The 12,248-nt window shown below is 35.3% G+C and carries 13 protein-coding genes; all 13 read right to left on the reverse strand.

All coding sequences use genetic code 11. The features are described from left to right. Positions 1–4: 4 nt before the first annotated feature. On the reverse strand, positions 5–595 hold the full coding sequence (locus tag NST60_RS01575; protein WP_016201124.1) for a MotE family protein: 591 nt from the start codon (positions 593–595) through the stop codon (positions 5–7). Then, positions 596–1,048 (reverse strand): flagellar export protein FliJ, encoded by a 453-nt coding sequence (gene fliJ / locus NST60_RS01580; protein ID WP_016201123.1) that lies wholly within the window; start codon positions 1,046–1,048, stop codon positions 596–598. 4 nt (positions 1,049–1,052) lie between these two features. After that, on the reverse strand, positions 1,053–2,369 hold the full coding sequence (gene fliI, locus NST60_RS01585) for a flagellar protein export ATPase FliI (protein ID WP_341098029.1): 1,317 nt from the start codon (positions 2,367–2,369) through the stop codon (positions 1,053–1,055). Next, entirely contained in the window at positions 2,366–3,130 is a 765-nt protein-coding gene (gene fliH, locus NST60_RS01590) for a flagellar assembly protein FliH (RefSeq protein WP_016201121.1), read from the reverse strand. Before fliH ends, fliI begins: the two co-directional genes overlap by 4 nt. After that, positions 3,123–4,139, reverse strand: a complete 1,017-nt coding sequence (gene fliG, locus NST60_RS01595) for a flagellar motor switch protein FliG (RefSeq protein ID WP_016201120.1) — start codon at positions 4,137–4,139, stop codon at positions 3,123–3,125. The genes fliH and fliG overlap by 8 nt, the downstream gene beginning before the upstream one ends. 13 nt (positions 4,140–4,152) lie before the next feature. Next, positions 4,153–5,736, reverse strand: a complete 1,584-nt coding sequence (gene fliF / locus NST60_RS01600) for a flagellar basal-body MS-ring/collar protein FliF (protein ID WP_341098031.1) — start codon at positions 5,734–5,736, stop codon at positions 4,153–4,155. Between the two features lie 162 nt (positions 5,737–5,898). Continuing rightward, positions 5,899–6,210 (reverse strand): flagellar hook-basal body complex protein FliE, encoded by a 312-nt coding sequence (gene fliE, locus NST60_RS01605; protein WP_016201118.1) that lies wholly within the window; start codon positions 6,208–6,210, stop codon positions 5,899–5,901. 20 nt (positions 6,211–6,230) lie between these two features. Continuing rightward, a complete protein-coding gene (gene flgC, locus NST60_RS01610) occupies positions 6,231–6,683 on the reverse strand; it encodes a flagellar basal body rod protein FlgC (protein WP_016201117.1) in 453 nt (150 codons plus the stop codon). Between the two features lie 2 nt (positions 6,684–6,685). Next, positions 6,686–7,069: a flagellar basal body rod protein FlgB gene (gene flgB, locus NST60_RS01615; protein WP_016201116.1), complete on the reverse strand. Its 384-nt coding sequence runs from the start codon at positions 7,067–7,069 to the stop codon at positions 6,686–6,688. A gap of 718 nt (positions 7,070–7,787) precedes the next feature. Continuing rightward, positions 7,788–8,570 (reverse strand): GTP-sensing pleiotropic transcriptional regulator CodY, encoded by a 783-nt coding sequence (gene codY / locus NST60_RS01620; RefSeq protein WP_047939996.1) that lies wholly within the window; start codon positions 8,568–8,570, stop codon positions 7,788–7,790. Positions 8,571–8,666: 96 nt separating this feature from the next. Continuing rightward, a complete protein-coding gene (gene hslU / locus NST60_RS01625; protein ID WP_341098033.1) occupies positions 8,667–10,076 on the reverse strand; it encodes an HslU--HslV peptidase ATPase subunit in 1,410 nt (469 codons plus the stop codon). A gap of 15 nt (positions 10,077–10,091) precedes the next feature. Continuing rightward, on the reverse strand, positions 10,092–10,634 hold the full coding sequence (gene hslV, locus NST60_RS01630; protein ID WP_016201113.1) for an ATP-dependent protease subunit HslV: 543 nt from the start codon (positions 10,632–10,634) through the stop codon (positions 10,092–10,094). Positions 10,635–10,667: 33 nt separating this feature from the next. Next, complete coding sequence (gene xerC / locus NST60_RS01635; protein WP_016201112.1) at positions 10,668–11,570, reverse strand: tyrosine recombinase XerC; 903 nt, start codon at positions 11,568–11,570, stop codon at positions 10,668–10,670. Positions 11,571–12,248 lie beyond the last annotated feature (678 nt).

Below are 12,248 nucleotides of genomic sequence, written 5' to 3' on the forward strand. Positions count from 1 at the left end.
TATGTTAAGGATTCGATGCAGTAGATAATAGCTCGGTATATTTGGATGCTACAGATGGTTCCATTTTCTCTAATATCGACGCAAGTTTTGCAGGTTTAAGCTCTGCCAAAATTTTCAATGTTTCGCTTTCACTCATCTCTGACAGAATTGCTGCAGCGTTTTTTGCAGACATTGTCTCATATGTTTTTACTATCTCATCAACTGCCTTTTTTGTTTCCTCTTGGGCTGATTGAAGAGATTGTAACTCACTCTGTAATTTTTCCTTTTCTGAATTAACAGATTGGAATCTATTTTCACTATTTTCCAACTGTGACTCCAGTGTCTTTATTTGTTGATCGCGTTCCTTAAGCTTTGTTTGTAAAGAGCTGATTTTATTTTTATTATTTTCTAGCAATTGATCCGTCGTTCTTTTTTCTTCACTTAGAAAAGGAATGGTATTTAGTAATTCTTTCCCTTTCTCTGCAACGTCCACTCCAGAATACATAAGCAAAAGGACAAGAACTATAATTGCAAAAATGGTCGGAATAACTGCAACCATAAGAAAACGTTGAACAAAGTTAAATGGCTTCTTTTTTTCTTCCCATGAATTTTCCATTTAGCCACCTACCTTTTCATGTTGCATGTATTGTTGAAGCGAAATATCATCCATTTGTTTAGCTTCTTCTGCTCTTTCTATCGCTAAATAATTGGAATGATCTTTTTCCTTTATTTTCACAAATTTTTTCACTTCAAGATTTTTTTCTAACATTTTCTCTTGAAAATAAACCATAGAATTCCGAGCATTTTGGACCATTTTTTGAGCATGCTCAATCGTTTTTGTTAAATTGCCTACGAATTGCTGATGATGTCTAATTTCTTGAACAGATAATCCTGTCGTCATTTTTTCTGCTTGATAAGTTTCAAGATCTTCTTTTCTTTTTAGCAGTTCATATAGTTTTTCAGCAGCCTCTTCAAATCTATTTACTGATTGATTATAGTCAGAGCTTGCTTCTTCTTTTTCTCTTTCTCGAATGGTTAAAATTTTCTCAAACTTAAATTGATAGCTCATCTTTTTATCCCTCTGTTCCAACTAAAGTTAATAAGGAATGGAGGCTCTCCTCAATTGAAACCTTTTCGTCTGTTGCCTGCTTTATATAGGAAAGAATACTAGGATATAGCCTAATTGCCGTATCAATCTCTTTAGAAGAACCTTTTTTATATGCACCTATGTTAATTAAATCTTCCGAATTCATATAGGTACTCAATAGATCTCGTAATCGCTCTGCTGCTTTTACATGTTCTTTGGGTACTATATGATTCATCACACGACTGACACTTTTTAAAACATTTACAGCTGGGTATTGCCCCTTATTTGCAAGGGTCCGATCTAAGACATAGTGCCCATCTAAAATTCCGCGTACTGTATCTGCAATTGGTTCATTCATATCATCCCCATCAACCAACACTGTATAAAAGGCCGTTATACTTCCTAATTCATTTGTACCAGTTCTTTCTAGAAGTTTAGGTAGGATAGCAAATACTGACGGTGTATAGCCTTTCGTCGTTGGCGGCTCGCCAATAGCTAGTCCCACTTCTCTCTGTGCCATTGCTACACGGGTTACAGAATCCATCATTAACATGACGTTTAACCCTTTATCTCGAAAATATTCTGCAATTGCAGTTGCGGTGTATGCTCCTTTGATTCTCATTAAAGCTGGCTGATCGGATGTTGCGACCACAACAATCGATCTCTTCAACCCCTCAGGACCTAAATCACGTTCAATAAATTCTCGCACTTCTCTTCCGCGTTCTCCAATTAATGCGATAACATTTAAATCTGCTTTCGTATTTCTTGCAATCATTCCTAGTAATGTACTTTTCCCAACACCACTACCTGCAAATATCCCAAGTCTTTGACCTGTCCCAACAGTTAAAAGTCCATCAATTAGCCTTACGCCTACTTCCATAGATTGAGAAATTGGAGGTCTTGTCATCGGATTAGGAGGTTCTTGGTCAATCGGAACAGACTTTAACCCTTTTGGTAAGACTGAACCATCTAAAGGCATTCCTAAAGCATCGATAGCAGTTCCAATTAACCCTGGTCCTACCTTTATTTCCAACGGTTCAGAAGATGCTTCTACTAAACAGCCTGGTGAAATATCTTGCACTGTTGTATACGGCATTAAAATAATATTTCCATCATTAAATCCTACAACTTCTGCCTTGATGCTTCGCTTATGCTTTGTACCAATATGAATATTACAAACATCCCCAATAGAGCTTTCTGGTCCTTGCGACTCTATCATTAATCCTACAACTTTTTTCACACGGCCAAATTGCTTATAGGTATCAATGGACGATATGGAGCTCAGCAACTCTAGTGCTTTCAACCTTCCTCACTCTCCAATATTTCAAGTAACTTATTTTTAATCATAAGTAATTGTGTATCAACACTTGCATCTAAACGTCCATTTGCCGTTTCAATGATACAGCCATTCTCTTCTATTGTTTCATCAGGAAAAATAAATAGGTTCGGCTTAATCGGGAATAATTGCAATAATTCTTCTTTTTCCGCTACGACCATTTCGTAATGGATCGGATTCACATGTAACTGTATTTCTTTTTGTTTTCTGACTTCTTTTAAAGCCTGTTGTACGAGATGAATGAAATTTTGTTCGTCTTCTTTTATTTTGGTATTGATAATTTTTTCTGCCACTTCAACAGCCAACTCTAAAATAGTGCTTTCAGCAGATTGTAAATACTTAGCATAATCAGTCTTGGAAGCAACTACAATATCTTGCGCTTGTTGAATAAAATTCTGCATCTCCTTGTACCCATTACTTTGGCCTTCTTTATAACCTGCTTGAAAACCACTTTTCTTCGCTTCTTCTACTAAATTAGTTTTTTCTATATCCCAATTTTGTCTTTCTTCCGAAAGCTGAACTTGTAAAAGTTCAGCTTCTGCCTCAGCTTGGTTTTTAATTGTTTCTGCTTCTTTGTAAGCTGTATCTATAATCTTGTTGTACTCATCTTGCATAACTTCCTTTGAAGGATCCACTTCCGAATTAAAGGTATCAATATATTTTATTGAAATAACTTTCTCTTGCGTATCATCCGGCTTCGAATATCTTGACTTAATCAACCTAGACAATGATATCATCTCCTCCGCCACGGGCTACCACAATTTCTCCCGCATCTTCAAGACGTCTGATAATCGCAACAATTCTTGATTGTGCTTCTTCTACATCTTTCAAGCGAACTGGTCCCATAAATTCCATTTCTTCCTTAAAGGACTCAGCCATTCTAGTAGACATATTGCTATAAACAATTTCTTTAACTTCATCTCCAGATACTTTAAGAGCAAGCATAAGGTCTTCATTTTCACAATCACGAATAATTCTCTGGATTGCTCTATTATCCAATGTAACAATATCTTCAAAGACAAACATTCTCTTCTTAATCTCTTCTGCTAATTCTGGATCTTGTATTTCAAGTGCGTCTAAAATGGTACGTTCTGTTGCTCTATCGACCCCATTAAGCACTTCAACAACCGCTTCTATTCCACCAGTTTGTGTATAGTCTTGCGTAACTGTGCTTGATAGTTTTCTTTCTAAAATTTGCTCGACTTCATTTATAATTTCTGGAGAAGTACTATCCATTACAGCTATTCTTCTTGCTATGTCTGCTTGAACTTCCTGTGGCAGTTCGGATAGTATTTGTCCAGCCTGTGTTGGATCTAAATAAGACAAGATTAAGGCAATTGTCTGTGGATGTTCATTTTGAATAAAATTTAATATCTGGTTTGGATCTGCTTTTCTAGCAAAATCAAAAGGTCTTACTTGAAGAGAAGAAGTCAATCTATTTAAAATAATCGATGCTTGTTCTGCTCCTAGAGCCTTTTCTAATACTGTTTTTGCATACCCAATCCCACCTTGAGAAATATAATCTTGAGCAAGTGCGATATTATGAAATTCTTCTAATACGTTTTCTTTAGAAGTATTCTCCACTTTTCTAACTCCTGATATTTCTAGTGATAATCGTTCAATTTCTTCCTCACTTAAATGTTTATAAACCGAAGCTGCAACATCAGGACCTAGCGAGATAAGGAGAATGGCCGCTTTCTGTTTCCCAGATAACTCATTTGATTCTTTTCTTGCCATTTAACAACACTCCTTAATCTTCCGTAATCCATGTACGAAGTAATTTTGCAAATTCCTCTGGTTTTTCTTTTGCCATTTTTTCAAGCTGCTTTCTTCTAATTGTTCCTTCTGATTCTTGGTGTTCCTCATTGATATCAGCTACAGGAACAACTGGTTGGATAATTTCTTCTGCTTCTTCTTGTTTTTTCTTTCTCGCTCTCATAAATAAGAAGATTAATAGAATAATAATCGCAAGTAAACTTCCACCTACAGCGTAAACCCACCAAGGAATTGATGTTTGAACTATCTCTGTTGCTTGTTTTTTCCCATTAAACGGTTGAACAGACACAGCAATCTTACTTTGGATATCCTCAGCTGTCAGTTCTCCACCTGTTGATGTTTTATCAATCGATGTTCGAACGATCGTCCCAAGTATATTGGAAATATCATCAATACTTTCCTGCGGTATGGAAGTAGTATCATTAGCATCAGGTGGCTCCACCATTACTTGGATACCTAAATCACGAATTTTATATGGACTTTCAACAATTTGCTTTTTAATACGATTTACTTCACTATTAACGGTTTGTTCTACTTTTTCATAGTCACCATTCCCAGACCCTGTTTCTGAATTGTACGTTGTTGTATCTGTACCTTCTTCCGCCTGTACAACTCCACCAGCAGCATTTTCACCTGTATATGTTTCCGTGATATTTTGTGCACTTATTTCAATTCCCGCCATATTTTCTTCATCTACTGGCGTAACTAGGTTTTCTTCTCTGTTTTCTTGGGTAAAGTCTATATCAGCAGTTACAGATACAACGACTTTATCTTGCCCCATTAACGTTCCTAGCATTGTTTGTACTTGCCTTTGAATATCACGTTCAATTTGTTTTTTAACATTGTTTTGCGCAGTAAAAGTATCTGTCGCAGAATTATTTGAAGAATTTAAGTCAAAATACTCAAAGTTTTGATTCGTTATGACGATATTATCTGTAGGAAGGTTTGGTACACTTTTGGACACGAGTGTATATAACCCTTTTATTTGATTTTCTGAGAAGTTATAGCCAGGCTTTGTATTTAATACAATGGAAGCTGTAGCTTCTCCACCTTGATCAGAAACAAAAACACTTTCTTCAGGCAAAGTGATAACAACATCAGCGTTATTAATCCCATCAATGCCTTTTATTAAGTTAGCAATTTCTGTCTGTAGGGCATCTAATTTTAAAACATTAAATTCATTATCTGTCATTCCAAAACTTGCATTTTCACTGAAAAAGGAATAGTCTATGCTACCAGACTTCGGTATTCCTTCTGCTGCTAATTCTACTTTTAATGTATCGACTACTTCCTCTGGAACACTAATAACAGTGCCTCCACCAGAAATTTCAGAAGTTATACCTCTACTATCAAGACTCTCTTTAATAGCTCCTGTTTCAGAAGGAGTTAAATTACTATATAGCGGCACAAGCGTTACTCTCGTAAAAAAATAAGCTGCCAATACTCCAACCAGAATAAGCAAAAGTCCGCTACCTGTTATCACAGTCTTTTGCTTTTTAGAACGACTTTGCCAATACTCTTTTAAAGGATTAAATATTTTATTTAGATTCTCTTTCATTCTCTTCCCCCGGCTACCGTAATTTGTTAGGTAAAAACCGCCTATCGTTACTATTACTTGTTTTTAAATCAAGCGCGTGATTGCATGGACACTTGCATTCACGGAGAAGTAAATAAATTCCTACTCGTAAACAAGCAAAAATTTTTGAAAACTGTCTTTATGTTAAACGGACATTCTCATTATTTCTTGATAAGCTTCTACTGCTTTATTGCGAATTTCTAAAGTAGTTTGCATCGTAATACTTGCTTTTTGAGAGGCAATCATCACTTGAGATAAATCGACATTCTCTCCTCTTGCTAACTTATTTGTTAGCACATCTGATTCATTTTGCGCTTGATTAACATTGTTAATCGATTCTTTTAAAAATGAGGCAAAGCTATTTTGTGTATTTGCAACAGATGTCGCTTTACTATTAGCTGTCGTATTTGATAATGGCAATGCAGAAGAAACTGCAGAAAAACTTAATGGTTCCATTTAGATTGCTCCTTTTTGCTTTATTTTCCGATTTCTAATGTTTTCATTAACATACTTTTTGAAGCATTTAATACTGTGACATTGGCTTCATAAGATCTTGAAGCACTCATCAAATCTACCATCTCACGTAATGGATCTACATTCGGCATACGCACATATCCTGTTTCATCCGCCTCTGGATTTTCCGGGTCATAAACCATTTCGAAAGGTGTTTCGTCTTCTACAATCCTCGAAACCTTCACGCCTCCTGCTTGGTTCGATGTATTCCCTCGTGCAGTATTTAAATGAGAAGCAAACGAACCTTCTTGTTCTTGAAAAACAACTTGTTTTCTTTTGTAAGGCTCCCATTCACCATTTACTAGTCTTCCTCTCGTTGTATCAACGTTTGCCATATTAGATGAAATGACATCCATTCTTAGCCTTTGAGCAGTTAAAGCAGAGGCCGTAGTATTGATACTATTAAAAATAGTCATTCTTACTTACCTCCTCTTATTACATTTTCTAGCGAACTAAATTTTCCGCTAATCCGATCAATTAATGCATTGTAATATATTTGGTTTGTTGCTAGATCCGTCATTTCCTTTTCCATATCCACACTATTTCCGCTGTTATTGTATGTCACTCCATTTTTTGTAACAACTGCTGTCGAAGCATTGTTAGTAGCTGAAAAAGGAATATGTTTATTATTTGTTACATTTGCATTCATCGCAGAAGATAACGAATCTTTGAAAGTTACAGTTTTCGCTTTATAATTCGGCGTGTCGACATTTGCAATATTTTGGGCGATAACCTTTTGTTTCTGATTCGAATAATTTATTGCATTTTCTAAGGTAGTAATTGTATTAGAGAAAAGTTTCACTTGCCACACCTCAAGAAATCATATTTGGGAAATTTGTTGAATTTTGTTTTTTAATGACGTTTTTTTTACATGATAGGTTTAATTTTAATTAATTTGTAATAATATGTCCATGGAAAAGAGGAAAATTTTAATAATCCTTTTTACCTATTTTAGTTAACATTCGGTTTAAACCATCTTAATATTGGGTAAAAACAATAATTTCGCGCCAAAACTTGCTACTATTTACATGGTTATTACTTACTAATTTATGAAATATTTATTGGTTATGTGAACTAATATACCTTTTTTAATCTCTGTAATGTAAATGAAAAATAAATGGTAAATACGCAGTTTTTGTCGAATGAAATGTACATATTTTGTCCATTTCTTTTTATAACAAAAAAACTTTTCCATTGCTGGAAAAGTCAGACTATATACAAACTCCTGAATTCTAAAAATAAAAGTTTGTATATAGTATATTTATTGATCCCTTTGAATAGAGATGTTGCTTTCCGCTCCAGGGGTTCGCTTTCCGTGGGACGAGCGCCAAGCCTCCTCATTCCTGCGGGTCTTGGACTTTCTCGCAGCTCCCATAGGAGTCTACGTGTATTCAGGCTGCGGGTGATCACCACAAACCTTCTTTCTTAAAATGAATAAAACCCCAAACAATTGTATGAACTTTTCTTAGCATGTTCATATAATCGTTCGGAGTTATTTGGCTAAAAATACTTATGTCCCATTATTTATTTGTTTTTAGTTTTTCAAGCTCTAATAAAAATTTGTCATTAAGGACTTTGATATACGTACCTTTCATCCCTAAAGAACGAGACTCAATCACACCAGCACTTTCTAGTTTACGTAATGCATTAACAATAACAGATCTTGTTATACCAACACGGTCCGCTATTTTAGAAGCTACTAACAAGCCTTCACTTCCATTTAACTCTTCAAAAATATGTTCAATTGCTTCTAATTCACTATAAGAAAGAGAGCTAATTGCCATTTGTACAACTGCTTTGCTTCTTGCTTCTTCTTCGATTTCTTCTGCTTTTTCACGAAGAATTTCCATTCCAACAACTGTAGCTCCATATTCAGCAAGAATTAAATCATCATCATGGAATTGCTCTTGTAATCTTGCAAGAATAAGTGTTCCAAGTCTTTCGCCACCACCGATAATAGGAACGATTGTTGTAAGACCTTTTGCAAATAATTCTTTATTTTCAACTGGGAAAGCAGTATACTCACTTTCAATTTCCAAGTTACTAGAAGTTGTTTGAATGTTGAACAAGCTGTTTGTATATTCCTCAGGGAATTGGCGATCTTCAAGCATCTTTTTCATACGATCATTTTCTATTTGCTGATTAACAGCAAATCCTAATAATTTCCCTCTTCTGCTTACAACGAAAATATTTGCTTCAATAACATCACTTAGTGTTTCTGACATTTCCTTGAAGTTAACTGGTTTACCAGCAGCTCTTTGTAACATCGCATTTATTTTTCTTGTTTTTGTTAATAAATCCATTTTTATTCCTCCTGTTAACTAAAACCAATACTAGAAATAATCTATGTCTACTTATACCTTTACCATTTCAGGAGTTAAAATTCTGATTGAACTAAATTATAGTATAAATTGACTTAAGTCTTTATTTCTTGAGATGGCTCCTAACTTCTCCTCCACATATGCTGGAGTAATTGTTATCTTTTCCATTGTTATTTCTGGTGCTTCGAAAGACAAATCTTCCAGTAATTTTTCCAGAATAGTATGAAGTCTTCTTGCACCGATATTATCTGTATTTTGATTTACTTCAAAAGCCACTTCAGCTATCTTACGAATAGCTTCGTCAGAAAATTCAATTTCTATACCTTCTGTTTGCAATAGCGCTTGATATTGCTTAATCAATGCATTATCTGGTTCTACAAGAATTCGATAAAAATCATCCACTGTTAATTTCGTAAGTTCCACGCGAATTGGAAATCTACCTTGCAGTTCTGGAATTAAATCAGATGGCTTTGACATATGGAATGCTCCAGCAGCAATAAACAATACATGATCAGTTTTAACAGATCCATATTTTGTAACAACTGTTGAACCTTCCACTACAGGTAAAATATCTCGTTGAACTCCTTCTCGTGAAACATCCGCAGAAGAGCTGCCATTTGACTTGCTGGCAATTTTATCAATTTCATCGATAAATATCATACCCATTTGTTCTGCGCGAACAACCGCTTCTTGTGTAACCTCATCCATATCAATTAGTTTTTGCGCTTCCTCGTTCGTTAAAACAACTCGAGCTTCCCTAACTGTTAATTTTCGTTTTTTCTTTTTTTTCGGCATAAAACTACTTAAAGCATCCTGCATATTCATTCCCATTTGTTCCATACCAGAACCTTGGAGCATGTCAAACATAGAAGGCTGTTGCTCTTCCATTTCTACAGAAACTACTTCCTCTTCTAGTTCCCCGAGGGCAAGCTTTTCTTTTACTATTTTTCTTTTTTCAGACTTACTAGTTTCTTCTACTGTAGACTCTTCCTCATCTGTGTCCACAGCTCCGCCGCCAAAAAGCATTTCCAGAGGATTTTTGTAGTTGGATGTTTTCTTTGCAGTAGTAGGAACTAACAATTCAACAAGACGATTATTTGCTGCAATTTCCGCTCTTTCTTTTACTTGAAACATCTTTTCTTCTTTTACCAAGCGAACAGATGTTTCTACAAGATCTCGGACCATTGATTCCACATCGCGACCAACATACCCTACCTCTGTAAATTTTGTAGCTTCTACCTTAACAAATGGGGCATTGACAATTTTTGCAATTCTTCTTGCAATCTCTGTTTTCCCGACACCAGTAGGACCAATCATCAAAATGTTTTTCGGACTAATTTCATCTCTTAGCTTTTCATCTAGCAAGCCTCTGCGAAAATGGTTTCTTAAAGCGACAGCCACAGCTTTTTTTGCATCCTTTTGTCCTACAATATATTGATCAAGTCGCTCTACAATTTGACGAGGTGTTAAACTAGCACTTTTTTGCATAATAAAAATCCTCCCCTATAATTCTTCCACGATGATATTATTATTTGTATAAACACAAATTTCACCAGCAATCTCTAGAGCCGCTTTCGCAATGTCGTATGCAGAAAGATTATCTCCAGAATAAGTTTTCAACGCTCTACCAGCAGCCAAAGCATAGTTACCGCCAGATCCGATTGCAAGTATACCATCATCTGGTTCAATTACTTCGCCTGTTCCAGATACTAATAAAAGGTCTGTTTCATTCATCACAATCAACATTGCTTCAAGCTTTCTAAGAACTTTATCACTGCGCCAAAGCTTCGCAAGCTCTACTGATGCACGTTGTAAGTTCCCGTTATACTCATCTAATTTCCCTTCAAACAATTCAAAAAGAGTAAAGGCATCCGCAACTGATCCCGCAAATCCTGCAATTACTTTCCCGTTAAAAAGCTTTCTTACCTTACGGGCAGTATGTTTCATCACTACAGCATTCCCTAATGTGACTTGACCATCACCAGACATTGCCGACTTCCCTTTATGTTTTACCGCAAAAATAGTTGTTGCATGAAATTGTGGCATTTCAGACATGTTACTTCCTCCTTATCCAATTGACTATGCCCTAGGGTGATAAGACATATACGTCTTTTTTAAATACTCGTTTGTAACATGAGTATATATTTGCGTTGATGTTAAAAATGCATGACCTAATAATTCTTGTACCGTTCTCATATCTGCACCATTTGCCAACAAATGAGTTGCAAAGGAATGTCTTAATTTATGGGGATGAATTTTTCCTTGTGAGGATGAAGTATTCATCATTTTATTTAAGATATCACGAACTCCGTTATCTGTTAAAATTCCTCCGCGATAATTAACAAACAAATAAGAATGAGTCGAAGCATTCTTCATCAACTTATTCCTACCTGCTTTTATGTACGCTTCAAGAGCATTATGTGCAAAACTGCCAAATGGAACATACCTTTCCTTTTGACCCTTTCCCCTAACTAATACGGTAGAAACACTAAAATCAATATCACTTAATTGAATTTTTGTACATTCCCCAACACGAATGCCAGTGGCATACAATAATTCAAGCAATGCTTTATTTCTTAAACCAAGGGGTGTATTTGTGTCACATGATAAAAAGAGTTGCTGCAATTCTTCCTCGTAGAAAAAATCAGGTAATCTCTTTTCTAGCTTCGGGATCGATACAGCAGAAAACGGATTGTTCTCTACTACTTTTTCCCTAAGCAAAAAACGATAAAAACTTCTCAAACTAGATATTTTTCGCGCAATTGTTTTTCTCGCCAATTGCTCTGAAAAAAGTTCTGTTAAGTATATTCTTACATCAGATGGACTTACGTCTTCTAACTTGTCTATTACTTGATCTTTCATAAAGTGAAAGAATTGATTAATATCTTGCGTATAAAATTCTATTGTATATGGTGAGTAATTTTTTTCAATCTGCAAATAAGTAATAAATGCTTGAACATGATTGTTTAATTCCTGTTTCATAACCCCACCTCACAACGGCTACATCATATTATCATACTTTTTATCTACAATCAATAAATTTACATATTTTTCACAAAGTTCCGAATTGTTCGTGACAATTCTTTCCTTTCCTGTTATTTCTTCTTTTTCCCTCTTGCTCTTATTACTAATCCTATTTAATTGTCATACATTCTAAAGAGGACAAATAACTGTGATTACAAAATGAAATCTTAAACAAAAATGCAAACTATTGTCAATCGTATTTCTTTCCACAAAGTATGTATGATGTTCACTCATAGCATTTTACTATACGAGTGAAAGAATGAAAAGTTTCTACTACAAGAGATTTAATTATTTTTTCGAAGGCTGTTTTCGTAAAGTTTGTTGCGATTACCCGCAGCAATACACTTCACTTTCCGTTGGGCTAAGCTTAAGCCTCCTCACTTCAGCCTCCGGGGTCTCACACTCACACTGTCTCACTAATCCCCGTGGCGTCTTCGTGTATTCCGGCTGCTCCATTTTTCCAACTAATTCTTTTTTCCTGTTGGAAAAACTTTTACTTCCATTATATATAATCACTAGTGTTGCATAAATGTTGTTAGAATATTCAGTTTAAATATGTCCCCTGTTAAGAGCCAAAAAAGTAAATACCCAACTAAAGGTGGATCCATCCATTTGGAAATTTTTTTACAATTAGAC

The sequence above is a fragment of the Niallia sp. FSL W8-1348 genome, from assembly GCF_038006745.1.
GTDB lineage: Bacteria > Bacillota > Bacilli > Bacillales > Cytobacillaceae > Niallia > Niallia alba.

Excerpts from the sequence above, each read along its gene's own strand:
- fliG (WP_016201120.1), bottom strand. The coding sequence starts at position 4,139 with ATGGCAAGAAAAGAATCAAATGAGTTATCTGGGAAACAGAAAGCGGCC.
- fliE (WP_016201118.1), bottom strand. The coding sequence starts at position 6,210 with ATGGAACCATTAAGTTTTTCTGCAGTTTCTTCTGCATTGCCATTATCA.
- fliF (WP_341098031.1), bottom strand. The coding sequence starts at position 5,736 with ATGAAAGAGAATCTAAATAAAATATTTAATCCTTTAAAAGAGTATTGG.
- hslU (WP_341098033.1), bottom strand. The coding sequence starts at position 10,076 with ATGCAAAAAAGTGCTAGTTTAACACCTCGTCAAATTGTAGAGCGACTT.
- flgC (WP_016201117.1), bottom strand. The coding sequence starts at position 6,683 with ATGACTATTTTTAATAGTATCAATACTACGGCCTCTGCTTTAACTGCT.
- NST60_RS01575 (WP_016201124.1), bottom strand. The coding sequence starts at position 595 with ATGGAAAATTCATGGGAAGAAAAAAAGAAGCCATTTAACTTTGTTCAA.
- hslV (WP_016201113.1), bottom strand. The coding sequence starts at position 10,634 with ATGCCACAATTTCATGCAACAACTATTTTTGCGGTAAAACATAAAGGG.
- xerC (WP_016201112.1), bottom strand. The coding sequence starts at position 11,570 with ATGAAACAGGAATTAAACAATCATGTTCAAGCATTTATTACTTATTTG.
- codY (WP_047939996.1), bottom strand. The coding sequence starts at position 8,570 with ATGGATTTATTAACAAAAACAAGAAAAATAAATGCGATGTTACAAAGA.
- fliJ (WP_016201123.1), bottom strand. The coding sequence starts at position 1,048 with ATGAGCTATCAATTTAAGTTTGAGAAAATTTTAACCATTCGAGAAAGA.